This window comes from Sphingobacterium rhinopitheci (assembly GCF_022627575.1).
Lineage (GTDB): Bacteria > Bacteroidota > Bacteroidia > Sphingobacteriales > Sphingobacteriaceae > Sphingobacterium > Sphingobacterium rhinopitheci.
Genome location: NZ_JADEYQ010000010.1, coordinates 58,169 through 80,165, shown reverse-complemented (window position 1 = coordinate 80,165; position 21,997 = coordinate 58,169). Strand labels below are relative to the sequence as shown.

Sequence of the window (21,997 nt, the reverse complement as noted above, 5' to 3'; positions counted from 1 at the left end):
TTATTTAAATTAAAATTTGAATTCCAACGATATCCCAACATAACGTGTAGAAGGATCTTGAAGATCAACATCATTGCCTACGCCAAAATCAGGATCTATATAAGGGATCTTCTTCCAAATCGCTAGATTATATCCAAATAGAGAAGCATTTATTGCTTTTACTTGCTTAGACTTAAAGAATTTATTGATATCATAACCTACAGATACTCTCCTTAGTTTGACAAAGGAACGATCAAATACATTAGCAAACAGCTTACTTTCGCTTTCTGTTACGCGTGCTCTATAGGGGTAGTTTTGTGCCCATGCTTGCCAATCTACAGCCTGTGTATTATCTATATAAGTCCGTGTATCAGAGACGATATTGCCATTGATATCCCTCAATAATTCGCCACCTGTTATTATCACCCCTTCAGGAACGTATATATTCATCCCTGCATCATACTGTTCCTGGCGATACAAAACCGACGAAGGGTGCTTTCCACCCCACCAAAGTTTCTCTATAGTAGTAGAATTGAGCACCCCACCTATCGAACCATGTATATCAACATTGACCATTACATTGTTTATATTAAATCTATTCGCAAATCCAAATTGCCAATCGGGCTGAAAATATCCTAGGTTCTGCGGAAATGGATTTAAAATGGGCATTCCTGTATTCGGATTTAAGATAACTTTACCATCAGCAGATTTTTCCCATACCGTTGCATAATAAGCGTCAGCACGATCGCCAACAATTAGGTTTCCAAATTTTTCAGCATTGTTATATATAGCTTCTAATCGTTGTATCGAACGCGACCAATTAATGGATGAATGCCACGAAAAATTTTCTTTACGTATCATGCTGGTATTGATGGATACCTCTAAGCCTTGAGTACGATATACATTTCCATTTACCTTACGAGAACCAAAGGCACTAGATTGCGATATACTAAGATCTATAATTTGGTTTTTATCTACCACATTGTAATATGTAACTTCGGCATTAAATCTATTCTTAAAAAAAGCTACTGATGTACCTACCTCTATAGAATTAGACTGTTGTGGCAATATATTAGGGTTAATAATACCCGCTGGATAAGCGACAGAAGCTAAAGCACCATAGGTAAGATCCTTTTTATAGGTCGACACTAAGCTGTAGGGATCCAAATCAGAAGATACTGAAGCCCAGGAGCTATACAGCTTGAGGTAATCAATCTGTGCGGGAAGATTTAAATAATCTGACACAATAACACTCAATGATACTGACGGATAAAAGAAAGATTGATTTAATTTAGACAGCGTTGAAGACCAATCATTACGACCTGAAAAATTTAAAAACGTAGATTTAAAGAGGCTAAAATTCACCGATCCATATGCACTACGAATTACTTTAGTCGCATTATTATTATCCGCCTTCACCGGACCTTGAGTATTTCCTAAATTATAGATAAAAGGTACTATCAAACCATCTGTAGACTGGTTATAACTGTTAAAGTCACGCTGAAATGTAGATGTTCCTACATTTACTGTTAGGCCAAAAAGATTATGAAATTCTTTGGTATAGGTTGCTAAAGCGTCAGCATCGAAATTCAGCTGCTTAGTATTCCACATCTTATAATCCCCATTTCGAGACTCTTCGTAGTCGATATATGATTTTGGTATTCTTATATCTTCAAATAGACTCTTCTGACGTACTGCAATACGCCCTTTTAAGGTAAGATCTGGAGTTATACGCCATGTAAGTGCCGTCTGTCCATATAGTATATCTTGGTCATATCCTTGATTTAACTCGTTAGCCATAAAATAGGGGTTATTGAACCATGCGTAATTATAGTTTGCTTGACGATACCCCTCCTGACCTGGAATATATAAATTAGCTTTTAAATCCTGTCCATTCACATCATTACCCATCCACAATAAAAGCGTATAAATATAGTTTCGAGGACCATATCCATAGCGTGGATAGTTGGGAGATTTAACCTTATTGTAGGATAAATTTGCATCAAATTGTACCTCCGGAGAAAATCTATAGGAGGTATTTAGATTGAATCCAGCACTAACTAATTGTGTGTTGGGAGACATCCCTTTTTGAAAAGCGTAATTACCGCTACCAAATACACTAACTTTATCCGAGCGATAAGATAAAGTGGCGTTATTTTCAGTAATAAAACCTTTACTGAAAAAATCCTTCAGATTATCATAAGAAACCCAATCAATAGGAACACGCTCATAACGTGATTTATCATTATAGATAGTTCCTCTGACATCCCCCCACCAAGGGATAACCACATCAGTTTCTCTATCTCGAATAGGGCTATTCCATTGCGGCAACTTAACTCCCGTATTCATCCGTGGCCCCCAAACCATATCACCATCAGATATACCACCGTCAGCGCCATCCCAAAATTCATACTCCCCATTGGACCCAGAGCCAAATTCCATCTGTGACTCCGGAAAAACGGTAAATCCTGCGGACAACATATTTGTAGTGCCCACTGTCAGACTCAAATTGTCTTCGCTAGCAGATTTTGTAGTTATTAATATAGCACCATTCCTACCTCTAGAACCATATAAGGAAGATGCGGCTGTCCCCTTCAATACATTTATATTCGCAATATTCTGACTCGACATATCATAGAAATCTGACTCCGTAGGTATACCATCTACTACAATCAAAGGGATTTTTCCACGCAATTCAAATGAAGGAGCCTGAAAGAGCCCCGTAGGGTTATTTACCATCATTCCAGACACTTGCCCTGTCAATGCAGAACCTATATTCATCGTTTTAGACTCCTTCAATATATCAGTTTTTACTTCTTGCGTAGCATAACCGATCTGTTTCTTTTGCTGTTTAATACCTATCGCAGTCACTACCACTTCATCTAGCATAGAAGCATCTCGAACCAATGTGATGGTAATATCAACTTCTTTTACAAGTAGGTATTGTTGTTTAAAACCCAACGAGGTTACACTAAATCTATCCCCTGGTTGCCCCACTATAGAAAAAGATCCATCAAACTCCGTTTGGGTACTATGGTGAGTCCTGGTATTGCGAATAGTAGCGCTTGCAATAACATGCCCCTCTTGGTCATATACAACACCTTTGATTATAGACTGTCTAGTGTTTATCAACAGCACCATATGATCCATATTCTTAGCCCGTGCATACTCTAATGGTACAATACATATAAATGCTGCTAAACAAAGAATACTTCTTTTCAACTTAACTTTAATTATTGGTTTCATCTATTTTAGTTTTACTTAAAATAAACGATACACAATTACTTTATAGTTAATAAAACATAAACAATCAAACAACTTAAGGTTAAATAATATATCTAAAAACAACAAAAACCAACAGATATGGTTATATAATAGTTAACCTAATCGACGATATCTACTAAAAAATAACTTAAATAGCAATCTATAACGAAATCAAAAAAAACGTATTAATTAATAGTAAGAATACGCAAACAACTGGAAGAATTAACTAAGATTAAAAACTCCTCTAAACAAAGAATTACATTACTAAATATTGTAAAATACAAGAAAGAAATGTCGAAACAAAAAGGGTTAATACAGGGAGTTATTTTCTATTTAGGACTGTGAAGGAAGGACAATATAGCGTATATAAGTAAACACAAATAAAGTAAAAACTGGCTAATAAAAAATCTTAACCTATGATAGGAGCTGACTTTACTAGAAATCTATATATTGAAAATAGCACATAAAAAAAGAGTCTATTTATAAAAATATAAACAGACTCTTTTGGACTCTTAAAAGAACAATATATGTATAAATATATTATCCTAAAATATCTTTAAGCTTATTCACTTGGTGATCTACTAACTTTTGAAGAGGTCCTGAAGCGACCATTTTCATCATCATATTCAATTCAGCATCAATAACAAATGATGCTTTGGTTTGATTTACATCAATGGATTCAATTTTCCAAGACAATTTAATTGCAAATGGTGTTTCTCCGACAGGAGTACAAATAATCTCGACATTTTCAACTCTTTCACTCACTTTCAGCGCTAATTTTGCCATATTTTTAATGGTAAAATTCGCCTCATCTGTAGTGGAAGACCAATTATAAATATTATCCGGCATTAATTGCTCGTGATTATTTAAGTCTGCTAAGAATTGATAAACTTGGTCTAATGGTTTATCTACAATTACATTATTTTGAAAAACAGCCATAATGAAAATATTGAATTAATAATATATTATTGTGCAGACCAGTTTGCTGGGTCCTTACGCCATTGTTCTAATAGTTCAATATCAGATTCCAAAACATAACTTTTATCTACAGCAACCTGAATTAGTGCATTGTAATCACAAAGACTAAACAAAGGACATTTTGCTTCCGCAAAATTCACTTTAGCTTGATCTAAGCCATACGTAAAAATTGATATCAATCCTACTACATTACATCCTGCCTCTCTAAGTGCTTTTACCGCTTGCAAAGAGCTTTTCCCAGTTGATACTAAATCTTCTACTACTACGACCCTTTGGCCCGAAACTACTTCACCTTCGATTAAATTTTGACGACCATGATCTTTAGCACTACTTCTCACGTAAGAGAATGGCAAGCCCAATTCTTGTGCAACTAACACACCTTGAGGGATACCTGCTGTAGCCACACCAGAGATCATATCTACAGATCCAAATTCTTCTTGAATTAACTGTGCAAGATTTTGGCGGATGTACGTTCTTATAGATGGATGTGACAACGTAACACGATTGTCACAATAAATTGGAGACTTCCAACCCGAAGCCCAAGTAAAAGGACTTTTAGGTTGCAATTTTATTGCTTTAATTTGCAATAAGGATTCAGCAACTTTTTGTTCAACCTCATTTAAATTATTCATGGCACAAATTTATAAAATTTATATGAACCAAAGCCTGCTTATTTTAGCAGATTTTGCTCCATTAATCAAGAAAAATGTACAAACTATTGGATTACAAGATATTGACTTGGAAAAACTTTTCAACAATACAAGTAAAAATAAAAAAAATACCTATCTGTATGTACATCCCGATATTGATCAAATCTTTGAACAGGTTATCGCAGGTATAAAAATCATCCATGCTGCCGGAGGATTAGTCAAAAATAGCGATGGTGATTATTTATTTATTTTCCGCCTAGGCAAATGGGATTTACCAAAAGGAAAGGTCGAAGAAGGAGAAAAAATGAAAGATGCTGCTCTTCGAGAAGTAGAAGAAGAATGCGGCATTAAAATAGATTATTTGGGCAAAAAAATTGCCACTACCTATCACACCTATCAAATGCGCGGTAAGTTTGTATTGAAGCAAACTAAATGGTATGATATGGGTGTCAACAAAAATCCCAAATTGACTCCACAGCTCGAAGAAGATATCACAGAGGCCGAATGGTTAAGTAAAAAAGAACTCGCTAAAGTTAAAGAAAATACGTACCCATTGATCAATGATATTCTTGATTTAATCTAAAAGTATTAAAAAAAAGACAGACTTATTGTTGCTTGTCCCAAGCAACAATAAGTCTTGCCATCATATTATATCTTTCTAAGCCCTCAGGCTGATTATTATGCTGAAGATACCCATTATAGAAGATGGAAGATATTCGGTCCAAAAATCCAGTATATGAGCGCCAAAACGCATACTCTTGCTGGAGATCATTTTTCACTTTTGGGGACATTAATTTTCTATATTTTTCTACTAATTGCTTGTCAGCATAGATAGGCTGTAGTAAGGCTTGAATAGCATTGTAATAGGCCGAATATCGGTACCACAAATTATCGTGATGTACTAATTTCCGAAAGGCTATAAAATTACAATCATCTTCAAATCCAATTCCCATTTGATGTGCTAATTCATGAACATTGACAAAAGGATAGCCAGGTTTCGGGATAATGCTATTCACTTGTACTTCGGAGGTAAAAGGATTAAAATACCCCGATACCGTAAAATAAGAAATCAATTCGCTAGATATAGGATGTTTGATTTTGATTTGCGTCTTACTAAGAATACCTGCAAAGACCGTGTCTTGTTGCATCAAATATTCCATATCTTGCTTTACCCCATCTTTAGGATACTTATCCAAATCCAATTCATGACGCAAGGCATTGGCCTTCAGAATATATTTCTCTAAGACCTGTAAATAATCCTCCTTAGTGGTATTCTTTAAATCCAAGCCTATTGAAGTCGCGATCGGTTGTCTATAATAATTCAATCCCCAATTTACATAGAAGAAAGTATACAGCAATAGAATAACGGTAACTAAATGCAGGATATGTTGTGCTACTAAATTCCATTTTCGACGAAAGCTACAGCCTATTATCTTTCTGATCGACACAGTAAAAAGCAGTACCATCAAGCCATAAAAAATATCCCCTATGCTAAAGGGTATCCAAGAAAACAAAAACTTATTGAGGTAAGCAATAATTGGATAGGCGGCTCTAGAATAGTAATATTCGACCCAAATGGTGTTATCCTTGACAAGGAAGATAAGGAATTGGATAATCAGACAAACACTGATTATCCAATAATATTTTATCCTCGACAAACGTGTATTTCTACTCGCTTTCATTTTTATAAAACAACTTATAATAATTCATTCCCTTATCGTCATCATATCCCTGCTCTAGGTACTCACGCTTGCCGTGTATATAGATATGAAAATTCTTGTCCAACTTAATGACGGATTTGTAAGCAGACTGCATTTTCTTTACTGCAGGTGTAGCAATATCAAAATTTGCTTGAAAAGGCATATCAAATTCTTCGGCAAATTGATCTTTAAATTCATTAAAAAGACTCGCTGCTTTGGGGTTACCTATCACCTCTTCTTCAAATTCCGTATTATCAAATGTTTCCTTAGTTTTAAAGTAATTCATCGATCGATTGAGCAACTCAATTTTATCGGCTTTTTCTAATTCAAAAATATCATCCAACTTCTCGTTAACGAAATTTTTATATACTTTCATCAAATTACCTGTCTGCTGAAAATTATCATTTCTAGACTTTAATTGAAGAAAATTATCTTTCCAATAGACGGCATCAGACTGATTAGTTTGATCAACTACAAGCACCTTGAATCCTTCCTCAGCTTCCGTATTTACAATAACAACACCTTTATCAAGCTTGTTAATATTTATAGCTTCCTGCTCATAATTGAGCTCAAAGCCCCCTTGTTGGGGATATACTTTTAGGTAGGCTTCTTTATTCTCTGACTTAAAAATCCCTACAGCATTATGGTCTTCACCTTCCATCTGCACGTTTTTTAAAGAAACAACATACAGCTCACCAGATTTGATCTTGGGATGCTCCGATACTTCGTATAGATGCTTAGCGACTTGTTGCGAATATTCGTGAAAAGGGATATCACCATCAAAAAATTTCTTAGTAAAATGATAAACCTCATTCAATTGAAGCTCTTCATTGGGATGAAAGAAACGATTGACTTCAGTCAATTTGGCAAATGGCTTCATAAAATATTGCATCAACAGATCTGGCAGGATCTCGTCATTATGAAGTTCAATAGGTTGTTCGGATAATATATAAAACTCATCATTAGATTTATTACCTACATGATGAATAGAAAGATTTTCGAAAATAGCGTCTTGATGAAAAAACATAGTATAAATTTAATAGTCAAAAGTAAAGATTATTGCTGAGGGCAGGAAAATTTAAAATTCATAAATATCTACTGCCGCTTTATACGTTTCGACATGCGCATTGACAATATCCTTGATATGAACAGAATACCCCCCTCCCATACTTACTTGAACAGGAATATTATAGTGCCTGCAGGATGATAATACGAGGTAATCCCGCGCCTTACAGCCCTGTGGAGTTACCTTCAATTTGCCCAATTTGTCGGTTTCCAAGATATCAACTCCAGCTTGATAAAAGACAAAATCTGGATCTACTGTATCAAATAAGTTTTTTAAATTGGATTCCAATAAGCTTAAATAAATATCATCTGTCAAGCCATCTTCCAATTCAATATCAACGTGAGATTTTTCTTTGATAAAAGGAAAATTCTTCGCGCCATGCATTGAAAATGTAAAAACTGCTCTGGAATTTTGAAAGATATGAGCCGTACCATTACCTTGATGTACATCAAGATCAATAATCAATATCCGTTTTGCCAATCCTTGATCCAAAAGATAAGTAGCAGCTATTGCTTGATCATTGAGCATACAAAAACCCTCCCCATAATCATATCCCGCATGATGCGTACCTCCAGCCACATTAAATGAAATACCATATTGCCTAGCAAATAAAGCAGACTGAATAGTCCCATCTACCAAATATCGCTCCCGATCTACTAGCTGCTGAGACCAAGGGAAGCCAATTCGGCGCTGCATCTTAGGATTAATGGTTGCGTCAAAAAGATGGCGTACATAATCGGTGTCATGTGCTAAACAAGCAGTTTGAAAATCTACTTTTTTAGGCTCAAAAAGACTGTTTTTTGTAATTATACCCTCATATAGCAATTGTGAGGGTATCAATTCATATTTTAGCATCGGAAAACGATGGTTTTCAGGAACCGGATATATATACGCAGGATGAAAAGCAATTTTTAGCAAAATAATATATTTTAGGAAATACAAAAATACAACGAACTAAATAATTGTTAACTTAGAAATTGAATAACAACTGTTAAAATGGAAGAAAACACAAGCTTGCCACAATTGTCGGCCACAGAAATACGCGTTTTGGGTGCTCTATTAGAGAAATCAAAAACAACACCCGAATATTACCCAATGACAATTAACAGCCTACAAGCTGCAAGTAATCAAAAATCTTCAAGAAAACCTGTGGTAAACTATGACGAATCCATCCTTGTAGAAACATTAGATAGCCTGAAGAAAAAAGGATTAATATCTACTGTGGTAGGTGGAGGTTCTCGTGTAGCCAAATATAAGCACAATATTGCTATAAAATATCCATTAGTCCCCGCTGAATTGGCAGTTTTATGTTTATTATTCTTAAGAGGACCATTAACAAGTGGCGAAATAAACTCCAATTCAGGACGATTATATGAATTTGAGACGCTCGAGGAAGTCAACGAGGTATTGCATAAATTAGCTTCAGAAGAACCGGCTTACGTTAAATTGTTACCAAAAAAAGCAGGCCAAAAAGAAGGACGTTATATTCATTTATTCTCCACCTTTGACGAAGAGCTTTATGACGCAAATCAGGTTGAACAGGGCTCTTCAAATTCAACTTCGCAAGTTTCAGTACTAGAAGAACGTGTACAAACATTAGAGACAGAATTAGCACTATTAAGATCAGAATTTGATAGATTAATAGCTGAATTGACATAGTTATGATGGTTAAATATTTTGCTACAACAATAGTACTCGCATTCACATCACTTATTGCGCCAGCACAAACATTCATACCTTTAACTACAAATATACCGGCTAGCTTCAGGGGGTTAGACACCTACAAAAACGATGTGGTATGGGTATCAGGTAGCAATGGTACCGTAGGATATAGTACAAATGCAGGCATAGATTGGACATGGGTAAATCCGGTAGGATATGAAAAATTCGATTTTAGAGATATAGCTATTTTTTCGAAAAAAGATGCTGTTATAATGAGTTCTGGAAGCCCAGCTGTTATATTGCGCACAACAGATGCTGGCAAGACATGGAAAGAAGTATATAAAGATGAGCGTTCATCGATATTTTTGGACGCGATGGATTTCTACGGCAATACAGGATATATAGTTGGAGATCCTATTGATGGTTCCTTTCAATTGCTCAAATCTACAGATAAAGGAAAATCATGGATCGACGTCAGTAACGACTTTATGCTATACGCAGAAGAAGGTGAAGCAGCTTTTGCCGCCTCAGGATCCAACATTCAAGCATTCAAAGATTTTGTGCTAATAGGTACTGGAGGAGCATTTTCAGGATTTTTCTATTATAGTCCGAAAAAGTTAAAAATCGACAAATATGAATGTCCTATTTGGTATGGGAATAATAGTTCGGGTATATTCGCTATAGATTTTCTAGACGATAAAACAGGAATAGCGGTTGGCGGGAATTACATGCTGGATCAAGATAACCGAAACAATGTACTCTTAACCTATGACGGTGGTAAAAATTGGTCCAAACCAGAAACGCCTGTTTTAGGCTATCGCTCAGACGTCATGTACCTTACGAAAAACAAATTATTTGCAACTGGAACTTCGGGCACTGATATCTCCTACGATGGGGGTAAAAATTGGACTAATATTTCTAAAGAAAGCTTTAACACTTTAGGAAAGAGTACTGATAATAAAACGGTATATCTTACTGGATCAAACGGCAATGTATTTAAACTAGAATTGTAAAATATGATTTAGGCTACGCATATGAACTATAAAAACCTAAATAAAAACTGAAGAAATAAAGTTTAATTACTTTAAAATATTTATTTTTAACTTATAACGTCGACGGGTATTATGCAAAATCCATTTGGTAAACAGACCGCTAAGCTTAAAAGAGCTAGTAAATTGACATCCATACTGAGCAAGTATGGATTTGAAGATCTACAAGCTAAAGTACTTTCCTCTACTAAAAGAAGTAAGAATCAAGATGCACCTACACCCAATCAAGACTTTTATCAGCGTATACGTCGTGCTTTAGAAGAAGCAGGTCCAACATTTATCAAATTTGGGCAAACACTATCTACTCGTGAGGATCTATTTCCAAAAGAGTTAATCACTGAATTTAAAAAACTTCAAGATGATGTCGCTCCAGAACCACTGGATATAAACAAGGTTTTGATAGAGGAATTAGGAATTGAACCATCCGCATATTTCTTGGATATAGATCCAATTCCGATGGCTTCAGCTTCCATAGCGCAGGTTTACAAAGCGAAGCTCGTCAATGGGAACAATGTAATCTTAAAAATAAAACGGTCTAACATTCAAGAAATTGTATATGCCGACCTAGAGTTGTTAAGGGACCTTATCACCCTATTGACAAATTATTATAACCTTGTCAAAGAGATTAATCTAATCTATGTATTTGAAGCTTTTGCCGTAAGCCTTCAAGAAGAACTATCATTCAACAATGAATTAAACAATATAGAACACTTCAGGCGCAATTTTGCGGAGGACCACACCGTCCAACTCATGAAGCCTTATCGTCAGCTATCCAACAACAATATTATCTGTATATCCTTTATTGAAGGTGTCAAGATCAATGATATTGAAGGATTGAAGCGCTACAATTTAGATATCGAAAAAACGCTAGATCAACTCCTAAACTTATTCTTAAAGCAGATACTAGAACACGGTTTTTTTCATGCAGATCCACATCCAGGTAATATTTTAGTAACTCCACAAGGGAAAATATCTTTTATTGATATGGGAGCAATGGCCAAAGTATTACCAAAAGATCGTGAGCGATTAGAAGACTTTATTATTTATTTTATTCATAAAGATTCCAATAGATTAGTATCGACCATCAAAAAGATGGCGATACAAATAGATATCGAAAACGAGAAAGTCTTAGAAAGAGCTATAGATGAACTCATGCATATAATTGATAATCAAAACCTCGAAGATATTGACATCAAGGCTTTATTTACGCGATTTTCACATATTCTAAACCAAAATAACATCATCATGCCCGATCATGTTTACCTCTTAGTAAAAGGTATTGTATTAATGGAAGGCATCGGTAGAGAGTTGAACCCGCAGATCAATGTGGTTGAAAAAGTAAAACCTTATATCAAAAAAATAACAGCGAAACAAATCTCCATAGATAAACTATGGGAGCATGGTTTGAGTACATTGTGGGAAATAAGACGCTTTATTAAGACAGGTCCTCAAACACTTTCAAAAATTGGTGATCGCTTGAGCGATGGGGAATTTCAGATTCAAGCAGAAAGTAAGGCTTTCAACCAATTTCGCCTAGATCAACTGCGCAATAATAGTTTAAATAGATTTTTAACCATCATCTGTACGACTTTTATTGGAGCTTGTTTACTAGCTAATATTAATCAAACACAATTTTGGGGTATCTCTATTATATCTTGGATTCTATTTGCGTTAAGTGCATTATTACTCTTACAATTGCTCATTAAAAGATCTAAATTGCCTCAATAAAAGTAGATCAAGTTTAGATTTTAATTTATCTATTTAAACATCTACTTTTGCAGACCTAGTTTAAATATACATATGCTGTCGTCACCATCGCTCCAATCATGGAGAAATATAAATTACAAAAATGAAATACTTGCAGGTCTTACCGTCGCAATGACGATGATTCCTGAATCATTATCCTTTGCGATATTAGCTGGATTAAGCCCGCTTACAGGATTATATGCTGCCTTTATCATGGGTATAGTAACTTCTATACTAGGAGGACGACCTGGTATGGTATCCGGCGGTGCGGGGGCTACTATTGTAGTTTTGATGGCCTTGATCGCATCACATGGTGTTCAATATTTGTTTGCAACCGTTATAGTGGCCGGCATACTCCAATTGATGGTTGGTATTTTTAAATTTGGGAAGTTTGTACGATTGATTCCTCAACCGGTGATGTATGGTTTTCTGAACGGCTTAGCGATCATCATTTTTATGGCTCAAGTCGAGCAGTTTAAGATTACTACAGCAGGAATTACGACGTGGATGTCAGGTCCTGAACTATATATTATGGCGGGATTAGTAATGTTAACCATAGCGATTGTATTGGTATTTCCCAAAGTAAGTAAAGCTATCCCCTCTTCCTTAATTGCTATAATTGCCGTATTTGCTGTAGCCTATTTTTTCAATATAGACACCAAAAAAGTGGAAGATATAGCATCGGTAAAAGGGAGTTTTCCAGCATTTCACATTCCTGAAATTCCCTTTACCTTAGAAACGTTAAAAATCATATTCCCTTATGCCCTAGTTATGGCTGGTGTAGGATTGATAGAATCCCTGCTAACCTTAAATATGGTTGATGAAATCACCAACACAAAAGGTAGCTCGAATAAAGAATCAATAGCCCAAGGCGTAGCAAATATTAGCAATGGTTTTTTTGGTGGTATGGGCGGATGTGCAATGGTTGCCCAAACCCTTGTTAATTTGAATGCTGGTGCAAAGACGAAGTTATCTGCTTTTATTGGATCAATCGTAATCTTGTTCGTTATCTTGGTCGCATCACCATTTATCGAGCAAATACCGATGGCTGCATTAGTTGGGGTAATGATGATTGTAGCAATCAAAACTTTTCAATGGGCTAGTATTCGTACGATCAACAAATTTCCTAAATCAGATATTATTGTAGGTTTTTTAGTTGCTGCAATCACAGTACTATTACATAACCTCGCCTTAGCAGTATTGGTAGGTGTTGTTATATCAGCCTTAGTATTTGCATGGGACAATGCCAAAAGAATACGTGCCCGCAAGTTTGTTGATGATGAAGGCATCAAACATTACCAAATATATGGTCCATTATTTTTTGGGTCTACGAGCAATTTTATGGACAAATTTGATATTGAAAATGACCCTGCACAAGTAGTAATAGATTTTGATGAAAGCCGTGTCGTGGACATGTCTGCTATCGAGACCTTACACAAACTAACAGAACGGTATGCGCAACATAACAAAACCATCACACTAAGACATTTAAGCCCTGATTGTAGGAATTTATTAGGAAATGCAAAAGGCGTAATCGAAGTTAACATAGATACAGATCCTACTTACAAGATCATGCCAAAAGATTAGCTACATCCCTTTGATCACTTCATCTAAAATATCAAAGGTGACTTCTGCCATTTTATTTCCTTTATTATCCAGCAACGGATTAACTTCGACAATTTCTAAACAAACAACTTTTGAAGATTCAAAAAACTTTTCCAAGAGTTGTTTTATTTCAGTAGGGTAAAAACCTTTAGGTACAGGAGTACCCGTGCCTTTGGAAATAAGCTCACTATCCATGCTGTCTACATCAAAAGATATATAAATAATATCACAATCATGAAGTTTCGCTAGCGCATCTGCTACAACATTTGAGATCCCCAATGCTCTTGATTCTTCTACAGAATAATTCTTGATACTTAAATCATCAAGTATAGAAACTTCTTCCTTTTCCGTATCACGAACACCAAAATATATTAAATGTTCGGGGAGCACCTTTTGATAATCTCCTCCTAAAGTTTTCAACTTACGCCAATATTTTTTGGTTTCATCATCTATCTCATTAATGCTAAATTGAAGATGATCTAATTGCATAAGCGCAGCCAAGGGCATGCCATGCATATTGCCTGAAGGTGTTGTATAGGGAGAGTGTATATCTGCATGTGCATCAATCCAAATGACGCCTAATTTGCTATCTTTATAGGCTTCATTTACGCCTGTAATAGTACCAATTGCAGAAGAGTGATCCCCCGAAAAAACTAATGGGAAACTATTATTATTTAGGCAATGTTCGACAACACTAGCTACCTCCTTACACTGCATATAAATATGCGGAATTAGCTTTGCAAAGCGATGTTCCAAAGGATTATATACGCTATTATTGCGTGTTTTCACATTCTTGTGCGAATAGCGAATAAAAAAATCACTTCCTTTATTTATTGCGGCAATTTCTATTGCATCTATTCCTAAATCTGCCCCTCTTGTTCCAGCACCTATATCGGAACGATTTTTAATTATTTCAATTGGCTTAATCATACAGCATTAATTGGCTCAAGCATTTTAGCAACCAAATTTTCAAGATCATTCAAATCGAATGGTTTTGATAAATAAGCCTGCGCTCCTGCCTTTTCAGCTAAATATGCGATATCACTATTAGCCGAACAATATATAACAGGAATATGCTTAAAGTTTTTGTGTTTCTTGAGCAGATTAGTCGCTTCTATTCCTCCAATATCAGGAATCCAATTGTCCATAATTATAACATCAGGATTGGTAAGTTCGACTTTATTAATAATATCATGAGACGTTTCCGACACATGCACTAGATATCCAGACGCCTCAAGTACTAACGTAAAAATATCTAAGATAGCTTTATCGTCATCTAAAATGAGAACTGTTTTATACATATTCACTATTGTTATAATAATTGATTAATAATTTGCTTTAGTCTTAATACCCCATCTTTAAAAACTTTTCTTATACAGCATATTAAATCAGCTTTTGTAGAAAACGAATCTTCAATTTAGCATTCTACTTTTTTAATAGATAAAAAAATTCTATTCTACGATTACACCCCCAATAAAAATAAAAGAATAGTTAATTTTTACACCTTAAATATACAACATGTAGATTAAAAAACAGCAATTAATAGTTTTCTTGAGAATTTTTTTTCCAATAAATTTAAAATATCATTTTATCCCTTAGCATAACGTGAAAGTTAAAAAGGTTAAGATCTTTAGTAGATCCAAATCTAAATATTATATATCAATTATGCAGAGTTCTAAAAAATAAGTCTTAATAACAACTTATAATTTCTGCCATATCTTATCTCTCCCAACTTGCTTAAACCTCTTCTCAATAACCGAAAAACGTATATTCTCTTTACTACCAAGGCACAAATATCCTGAAGTTTGAAGGCTTTGGTCGAATAATGTGAAAACTCGATCTTGTAAAGATTTATTAAAATATATAAGTACATTTCTACACAGTATTAATTGAAATTCGTTAAATGAAGCATCAGAAATTAGATTATGCGTAGAGAAAATAATCCGTTCCAACAATGACCTATCAAATTGAACTTTTTCATAGAATACTCTATAATACTTCGAAAAATCTTCTACCCCACTGCTCGCTATATAGTTTTCTGCATATTGACGCATATTTCTTGTAGCTACAATTCCTGAAGATGCTTTTTCTAATACAGAAGAATTAATATCTGTAGCATATATCAATGATTTGTCGTACAAATTAGCTTCTTTTAGTAATATCGCCAGAGAGATGGGTTCTTCTCCTGTAGAACAACCCGCAACCCATATTCTAATAAATGGATAGCTTGCCAACTTAGGTAATATCTCCGTACGCAACGTCTTATAGAATAGAGGGTCACGAAACATCTCTGTTACATTCACCATAATCTCTTCTATAAACCGTTGCAAATAATTCTTGTCGTTATTGATTCTATAGCGCAATACAGCAAAGCTTGAAAAGCTATCTATTGAACACAATCTATTTATACGTCGCGTAAGAGAAGCACGATTATAATTAGAAAAATCATAGCCATATATACGCATTATGTCATTAATCAACAACTCTACTTCTTCAGACTTCACTATACCAAGATCTATCATCTACCTCCAAAGATTTATCATTTCCATTAATTTATTTCTATAGTTTTAATTTCAAAGCCTTTAGCTCCAACTGGTTAACATTTAATCCAATGACCAGGCATTGAACTGGTATTATTGGTACCTGAGTACAGATCCTTTAAGAAGCTTATTACGGTTATCCTATTATCACTATGCATTTCGGGGATCATGGTATACCTATAAACAAGCGCAATTAAAAGATTTGCAGACCTAATCCAGACTATACATCCAGGCAGCTGAATAAATTTCTATCCGAGAGATTTTAAAAGGAATTCAACGACATTGACACATAGCCTTTTCTATTATTCATATAACCACACACGTAATAATGACAACAATTGATCTTTATCAACTGGCTTGGATATATAATCTGATGCTCCTGCTGCGATACATTTTTTAGCATCACCAGAAGTAGTCTTAGCAGTTACAGCAATGATTGGTAAACGAGAATACAGAATATCTTTCCTAATCTCACGAATACTATCATAACCATCCATCTCAGGCATCATCATATCCATCAGCACAATAGAAATATTTGGATTGATTCGTAACTGTTGTAATGCCTCTTTACCATCCATTGCGGAGACAACAGTCATATTATAAGATTCAAGCAGGTTCGTAATAAAAAAAATATTTCGAACATCATCATCAGCAATTAAAACTACTTTACCGTCAAGAACCTCTTCTAACCTGCCCAATTTTCTAATCTCACGCCTATTTTCTCCTCTATTCTCCTCTACTAAATGTAAAAACATAGCTACTTCATCCAACACCCGTTGAAAAGAATGCGTCGTCTTAATAAAAACAGCATCTACATATTGCTTTAGTATCAATTCATCTTCAGTAGATATATTAGTACCCGCAAAAACAATAATAGATAAACTCTCTAAGCCTTTGTTGCTTTTAATAAACTCAAAAACATCACAATTAGCTGCCGTAATAGCATCTGTCTCCAAAATAACACACTCCACATCTAAATTTAACAAAGCATCAACACCGTCATCGACGTTATGCTTTATCACACAATTAATATTATTCTTACTTAAGAAAAATGATAGAGCCAATGCATGTTTCCAGCTCTCTTCTACTATCAAGACCTTTCTAGGACCTTCATTCAGTGATTGATTGATTCTATCAAATATTACACCTACCTGCTTTAATACTTTAGATTTATTTATAAAATCTATAGGCACATTTTGAAAGCGATCCGCTTTTAAATCATGTGCTGACATAATATGTACAGGAATATAGCGTGTTTTTTCATTCCCTTTAAGTTCATCCATCACCTGCCATCCATCCATTTTGGGCAATTTAATATCTAACAAAATTACTAAAGGATGATATTTCTCTGCAGCCATTACAGAGAGGTCGCCACTTACAACGACAACTCCCTTATAGCCAAATTGATGCGCGAACTTCAATAGCCCTTTAGCGAAGTTAGTATCATCTTCGACAATCAGAATTACTTTATCATTATCCGAAATATTATCCCTATCATCATTTATCTCGTCAGGAATATTGTGCATTAAAAGTGTCGGTAAATGATCCAATTCTTCATGAAACAAATTGTCGTCTTTTAAGACTTTCACTACGTCACTCTTATTAGAATAATTGACAGGAATAATTAATGTAAATGTACTACCTACATTTAATTCACTTTTTACTTTTATCTCCCCACCAAAAAGACGTGCAATTTCACTGCTAATAGACAACCCTAACCCTGTACCACCAAATTTGCGGCTAGTAGAACCATCAGCTTGTTGAAAAGATTCAAAAATCAATTTCAGATTTTTGTTCTCAATACCAATTCCAGTATCTTCAACCACAAAATGTATTAAATGAGGATTTTCATGATCTAAATTAACTTTAAGCTTAATATCTCCTGCTGAAGTAAATTTGACGGCATTGGATAAAAAATTCCTCAATATCTGCTCTAATCTTAGCTGATCAATTTCAATAAACTTAGGTACATTTTCATCTACTTCAATCGATAATTTTAGTCCACTTTCCACAACTATGGGTCTAAACATCCCATAGAGGCTCGATAAAATAATATCAAGACTTACATAATGATAATCGAGCTTCATCTTACCGGCCTCTATTTTTGAAAGGTCTAATATTTCATCTATTAGATGCAACAAACTACTTCCTGATCTTTCAATTACTCTTGCGGAATCTATTTGTTCATTCGTTAAATTACCCTCTAAATTTTCAACCAACAATCGTGACAATATAAGAATAGAGTTCAAAGGAGTCCTCAACTCATGAGACATATTGGCCATAAATTCAGACTTATATCGTGTAGTAGTTTCTAATTCTTGTGCTTTTTTCTGTATTTCTATATTTCGAAATGCTACTATTTCATTTTTTTCTTCCAACTGCTTGGAACGTTCCTCTAATTCTTGATTTATTTGCAGTAGTTCCTCTTGTTGTATTCTCAATTCTTCTTCAGAAACTTGTAATTGTTGCGTATGAGCTTCTAACATAGCATTTAGATTTTCCAACTCAGAATGTTGACTTTGCAACTCTTCAGATTGGGCTTGCATCTCTTCTAAGATAGCTTGTACTTTCATTCTACTTAATGCAGATGTTAACTCCAAAGCAATAATAAAACCTGATTCCTCTAAAAATATTTTATGTAATTCACTAAATCCATTAAATGAACCTAACTCTATAACACCAATACATTCATTATCGTTAATCAATGGTAATATGAACACATGATTGATACGAATAGGTCCATTTGCACAATTCGCGACATACTTAGAATCCTGAAATACACGCGTCTTATGATCTACATATGCTTGACCAATAATCCCTTCCCCTATTTCATAACTATGATCCATATAGAATTCGAAGCCATGACAAGCATGCATTTTTAATACAGCAGAATCATAGATATAAAAAGCACCGTTTGTACAGCCGCAATATTCAATCAAAGAGCTTAATGCTGCAGAAGAGACAGCTTCAGGTAATTTATTTCCACTTAATGACTCATTTAACAATGCTATTCCAGATTGCTTCCATTCGTTTTCAGTAACCTTATTAAATGCATTCTCTAAAGAAGAAGCCATTTCATTTAATGATATCGTAAGACTACCAAGCTCGTCAGATTTATCATCCGTAATTCGGGCAGCCAAATCACCATTGGCAATTTTACTAGCGATTTCTTGAGTAGCCTGTATTCTTTTGGTAATAATATGATCTTTATGCTTTAGCTCCATTTCTAGCTCCACCCTATTAAGCATATCTTTACGCATATAAATATAGAATCCTGAAGCTATCAACAAGGATATCAGCCCCGTAAACAAGATTATAGTAGAACTTTGACTAGAAGAGGCATCTAAATTATTCAATTCCTCCGCTAATTTATTCTTTTCAAAGGCTACAAATCTTTCAATTATACCTCTACAAGTAGCCATATACAAATTGCCATCTTGAATTTGTTGTGTATTTAAAGGTTGTATTTTTTGCGTGGATTCCACCAATTTTTGCAACACCGCAATCCTCATATTAGCGATTCGTTCAATACTATCTATGCGTTCCATTTGAATACTTGCAGAATCCAGATTGGCTCTCACAGATTTAATGTTCAAAGGAATAGACTTAACACTCAATTCAAATGGTGTCAAATACGTATCACTATTGGTCAAGTCAAATCCCCTTTGACCTAATTCCGCGTTCTGAAGATCAAGTAATATATGTTCTACAGCAGAAATTAAGGATTGAGAATTAATTACATTTTTACGGGCATTTACTTGATTTGTAATACTCCAATAGGAACCTATAGATATTAAAATAAAGGCAAACAATAAAATGGTTATACCTTGATTTATCTTCCTGGTAGCTGCTTTTTCCATAAAATACTATTTTAAGGGTAGTGTAAAATACATTTGGGTACCCTTACCTAATTTACTTTTGACCCCATAACTACCTCTATGCTCTTGGATAATCTCAGAACATATATAAAGTCCGATTCCAAGACCTTGAAAATTCAATGCAGATTCCTTAACGCGATAAAATTTATTAAAAACATAATTTTGGTTTTCTTCAGAAATACCAATACCAAAATCTTCAACTTCTACAATAACACAATCCAAATCAAGCTTAGTTTTTACATAAATCAAATCACTACCGGGTGAATATTTAATAGCATTTGTCAAAAAATTAATTAATACTTGCTCAATACGAATGGCATCACCATAAATATTTTCTTCAAAAATATCCCCAACACGTACTATATTTATTTTATTGTCGGTATGGGTTTGCTCAATAGTATAAATGACATTATTTATGACTTCTTCGAGATTAAAATAATTTTTGTTAATTTGAAGTTTGCCATTATTTATTCTTGAAATATCTAATAAATCTGATATTAAACTTTCTAATTTGCGAACTTGATCTTGTGTTTTATCTATAAATGTACCTACTTTCTTATTCTCAATTGTTTCAGATATCCTATCTAGTAACTGTATATATCCTTTAATACTGGTCAATGGTGTCTTCAATTCATGACTCGCTATAGTCATAAATTCATCTTTCTTTTGTTCGATTTGTTTCTGGTCTTCAATATCAGTAAAAGTACCTACCCATTTCTTCAAAATATTATTATCAAAGACAGGGATTATTCTAAGAAGATGAAATCTATATAGGCCAGTTGCTAAATTCTTAATTTTAACCTCATATTCAAGAATAGTTTGACTTTTAATACATTCATTAAACTTTTCACTAATTGGGATATAACCCGGATATTGTTGTGGAAAATCGTGTGCTGCCTGTGAGTATTTGTACCAATGGTTATTTACAAAGGTGATAACACCATTACTAGTCGCTTTAAAGGCTATTTGAGGTAAGCTTTCTAAAATAGTATGGAGATCTTTCACACGATCCTTAAGCTCTATTTGCGCTTGCTTGCGACTTTCAATTTCTTTCTTTAGCCTTAATTCAGTTTGTATAAGCTGTAAATTTTGCTCGTATAAACGATAGAAAACCTTGACTTTAAGTATCAAAATATCTGGATCAACAGGCTTAGTTAAATAATCGACAGCACCTGAAGCATACCCCTTAGTAATATAATTTTTATCTACATTAATAGCGGAGAGAAAAATAATAGGTATATCCTTTGTTTTACTAAAACCGCGTAATGACTCAGCAACCTCAAAGCCATTCATCAAAGGCATTTGCACATCAAGAATAATCAAGGCATAATTTTGCTTTAACACCTTTTTCAGCGCTTCTTCTCCTCCTAAAGCAGAATCAACTAAAAATCCTTTAGATTCTAATAGATGTGTTAAAGAAAATATATTTTCAGTCTTATCGTCGACAATCAAAATCATAGGTAATGCTGCTAGTTTAGTATAATGATTAGGATCATTACAGCTACTGTACCAGTAAAAATAATAAAAATTAAATTAAGTACAGTCAAGTAAATAATAAAAATTTATTATTTATAAGAAACATAATTTAAATACTATGAGATAGTAAATAAAAAGGATTAAAAAGAAAAAGCCTGAGTAAATCGGGTGATTTCTCAGGCTTTAAACTAAACCTCTTGCGAGGCAATCAACCTAAACCTAAACAAAGGTAATACTTTATTATCTTTACTTCCAAATTTTTTAATAAAAAAATTAACAATTAATTTAATTTAATTCATTGGCAGTGAAATTATATAACAAAAAAAGGTTTTCAAACGGGGAGAATGAAAACCTTTTATAACCAATTATAAACCTAAATTATGATGACACAAAGATAGTGTACT

Annotated in this window: 16 protein-coding genes; 5 read left to right on the top strand and 11 right to left on the bottom strand. The window is 34.3% G+C overall.

Features of this window, described 5'->3' with window-relative positions; genetic code table 11:
* Positions 1 to 9 precede the first annotated feature (9 nt).
* The 3 genes from IP023_RS10540 to pyrE form a co-directional block, all read right to left on the bottom strand.
* Complete coding sequence (locus tag IP023_RS10540) at positions 10 to 3,225, bottom strand: SusC/RagA family TonB-linked outer membrane protein (RefSeq protein ID WP_241790241.1); 3,216 nt, start codon at positions 3,223 to 3,225, stop codon at positions 10 to 12.
* Positions 3,226 to 3,783: 558 nt separating this feature from the next.
* Positions 3,784 to 4,182, bottom strand: a complete 399-nt coding sequence (locus IP023_RS10535; protein ID WP_241790240.1) for an SRPBCC family protein — start codon at positions 4,180 to 4,182, stop codon at positions 3,784 to 3,786.
* A 26-nt stretch (positions 4,183 to 4,208) separates the two neighbouring features.
* Positions 4,209 to 4,853, bottom strand: a complete 645-nt coding sequence (gene pyrE, locus IP023_RS10530) for an orotate phosphoribosyltransferase (protein ID WP_241790239.1) — start codon at positions 4,851 to 4,853, stop codon at positions 4,209 to 4,211.
* Between pyrE and IP023_RS10525 the strand changes: the two genes are divergently transcribed.
* Positions 4,852 to 5,454 carry an NUDIX hydrolase gene (locus IP023_RS10525; protein WP_241790238.1) on the top strand — a complete coding sequence of 201 codons (603 nt, stop codon included), beginning with the start codon at positions 4,852 to 4,854 and terminating at the stop codon, positions 5,452 to 5,454. The two genes, pyrE and IP023_RS10525, sit on opposite strands and share 2 nt — an antisense overlap.
* A gap of 22 nt (positions 5,455 to 5,476) precedes the next feature.
* On the opposite strand, the gene IP023_RS10520 is transcribed toward IP023_RS10525, so the two are convergent.
* Genes IP023_RS10520 through IP023_RS10510 form a run of 3 tightly spaced genes read right to left on the bottom strand, consistent with a single transcriptional unit; the run spans position 5,477 to position 8,555 of the window.
* Complete coding sequence (locus tag IP023_RS10520) at positions 5,477 to 6,553, bottom strand: DUF3810 domain-containing protein (protein WP_241790237.1); 1,077 nt, start codon at positions 6,551 to 6,553, stop codon at positions 5,477 to 5,479.
* Entirely contained in the window at positions 6,540 to 7,598 is a 1,059-nt protein-coding gene (locus IP023_RS10515) for a nucleoid-associated protein (protein ID WP_241790236.1), read from the bottom strand. The genes IP023_RS10520 and IP023_RS10515 overlap by 14 nt, the downstream gene beginning before the upstream one ends.
* A gap of 51 nt (positions 7,599 to 7,649) precedes the next feature.
* Positions 7,650 to 8,555, bottom strand: a complete 906-nt coding sequence (locus IP023_RS10510; protein WP_241790235.1) for a histone deacetylase family protein — start codon at positions 8,553 to 8,555, stop codon at positions 7,650 to 7,652.
* 78 nt (positions 8,556 to 8,633) lie between these two features.
* Between IP023_RS10510 and IP023_RS10505 the strand changes: the two genes are divergently transcribed.
* The 4 genes from IP023_RS10505 (at position 8,634) to IP023_RS10490 (ending at position 13,681) form a co-directional block, all read left to right on the top strand.
* Positions 8,634 to 9,296 carry a YceH family protein gene (locus IP023_RS10505; protein WP_241790234.1) on the top strand — a complete coding sequence of 221 codons (663 nt, stop codon included), beginning with the start codon at positions 8,634 to 8,636 and terminating at the stop codon, positions 9,294 to 9,296.
* 2 nt (positions 9,297 to 9,298) lie between these two features.
* Positions 9,299 to 10,312 carry a YCF48-related protein gene (locus IP023_RS10500; RefSeq protein WP_241790233.1) on the top strand — a complete coding sequence of 338 codons (1,014 nt, stop codon included), beginning with the start codon at positions 9,299 to 9,301 and terminating at the stop codon, positions 10,310 to 10,312.
* A 111-nt stretch (positions 10,313 to 10,423) separates the two neighbouring features.
* Positions 10,424 to 12,076 carry an ABC1 kinase family protein gene (locus IP023_RS10495; protein WP_241790232.1) on the top strand — a complete coding sequence of 551 codons (1,653 nt, stop codon included), beginning with the start codon at positions 10,424 to 10,426 and terminating at the stop codon, positions 12,074 to 12,076.
* 72 nt (positions 12,077 to 12,148) lie between these two features.
* The gene (locus IP023_RS10490) at positions 12,149 to 13,681 is read left to right on the top strand and encodes a SulP family inorganic anion transporter (protein WP_241790231.1); all 1,533 of its coding nucleotides are present in this window, start codon (positions 12,149 to 12,151) and stop codon (positions 13,679 to 13,681) included.
* On the opposite strand, the gene rocF is transcribed toward IP023_RS10490, so the two are convergent.
* From rocF to IP023_RS10465, 5 genes are all read right to left on the bottom strand, one after another.
* Positions 13,682 to 14,629, bottom strand: a complete 948-nt coding sequence (gene rocF / locus IP023_RS10485) for an arginase (RefSeq protein WP_241790230.1) — start codon at positions 14,627 to 14,629, stop codon at positions 13,682 to 13,684.
* Entirely contained in the window at positions 14,626 to 15,000 is a 375-nt protein-coding gene (locus IP023_RS10480; protein WP_241790229.1) for a response regulator, read from the bottom strand. The genes rocF and IP023_RS10480 overlap by 4 nt, the downstream gene beginning before the upstream one ends.
* A 399-nt stretch (positions 15,001 to 15,399) precedes the next feature.
* Positions 15,400 to 16,221, bottom strand: a complete 822-nt coding sequence (locus IP023_RS10475) for a CheR family methyltransferase (protein ID WP_241790228.1) — start codon at positions 16,219 to 16,221, stop codon at positions 15,400 to 15,402.
* 320 nt (positions 16,222 to 16,541) lie between these two features.
* Positions 16,542 to 20,099, bottom strand: coding sequence for a hybrid sensor histidine kinase/response regulator (locus IP023_RS10470; protein WP_241790227.1), 3,558 nt, complete (start codon positions 20,097 to 20,099; stop codon positions 16,542 to 16,544).
* A gap of 6 nt (positions 20,100 to 20,105) precedes the next feature.
* Entirely contained in the window at positions 20,106 to 21,575 is a 1,470-nt protein-coding gene (locus tag IP023_RS10465; RefSeq protein ID WP_241790226.1) for a hybrid sensor histidine kinase/response regulator, read from the bottom strand.
* Between the last annotated feature and the right edge of the window lie 422 nt (positions 21,576 to 21,997).

Bases quoted from the DNA above. Each gene is read 5' to 3' on its own strand.
- IP023_RS10465 (WP_241790226.1), bottom strand. From the start codon at position 21,575: ATGATTTTGATTGTCGACGATAAGACTGAAAATATATTTTCTTTAACA.
- IP023_RS10515 (WP_241790236.1), bottom strand. From the start codon at position 7,598: ATGTTTTTTCATCAAGACGCTATTTTCGAAAATCTTTCTATTCATCAT.
- pyrE (WP_241790239.1), bottom strand. From the start codon at position 4,853: ATGAATAATTTAAATGAGGTTGAACAAAAAGTTGCTGAATCCTTATTG.
- IP023_RS10480 (WP_241790229.1), bottom strand. From the start codon at position 15,000: ATGTATAAAACAGTTCTCATTTTAGATGACGATAAAGCTATCTTAGAT.
- IP023_RS10540 (WP_241790241.1), bottom strand. From the start codon at position 3,225: ATGAAACCAATAATTAAAGTTAAGTTGAAAAGAAGTATTCTTTGTTTA.
- IP023_RS10535 (WP_241790240.1), bottom strand. From the start codon at position 4,182: ATGGCTGTTTTTCAAAATAATGTAATTGTAGATAAACCATTAGACCAA.
- IP023_RS10500 (WP_241790233.1), top strand. From the start codon at position 9,299: ATGATGGTTAAATATTTTGCTACAACAATAGTACTCGCATTCACATCA.
- IP023_RS10525 (WP_241790238.1), top strand. From the start codon at position 4,852: ATGGCACAAATTTATAAAATTTATATGAACCAAAGCCTGCTTATTTTA.
- IP023_RS10505 (WP_241790234.1), top strand. From the start codon at position 8,634: ATGGAAGAAAACACAAGCTTGCCACAATTGTCGGCCACAGAAATACGC.
- IP023_RS10490 (WP_241790231.1), top strand. From the start codon at position 12,149: ATGCTGTCGTCACCATCGCTCCAATCATGGAGAAATATAAATTACAAA.
- IP023_RS10470 (WP_241790227.1), bottom strand. From the start codon at position 20,099: ATGGAAAAAGCAGCTACCAGGAAGATAAATCAAGGTATAACCATTTTA.
- IP023_RS10495 (WP_241790232.1), top strand. From the start codon at position 10,424: ATGCAAAATCCATTTGGTAAACAGACCGCTAAGCTTAAAAGAGCTAGT.
- IP023_RS10475 (WP_241790228.1), bottom strand. From the start codon at position 16,221: ATGATAGATCTTGGTATAGTGAAGTCTGAAGAAGTAGAGTTGTTGATT.
- rocF (WP_241790230.1), bottom strand. From the start codon at position 14,629: ATGATTAAGCCAATTGAAATAATTAAAAATCGTTCCGATATAGGTGCT.
- IP023_RS10520 (WP_241790237.1), bottom strand. From the start codon at position 6,553: ATGAAAGCGAGTAGAAATACACGTTTGTCGAGGATAAAATATTATTGG.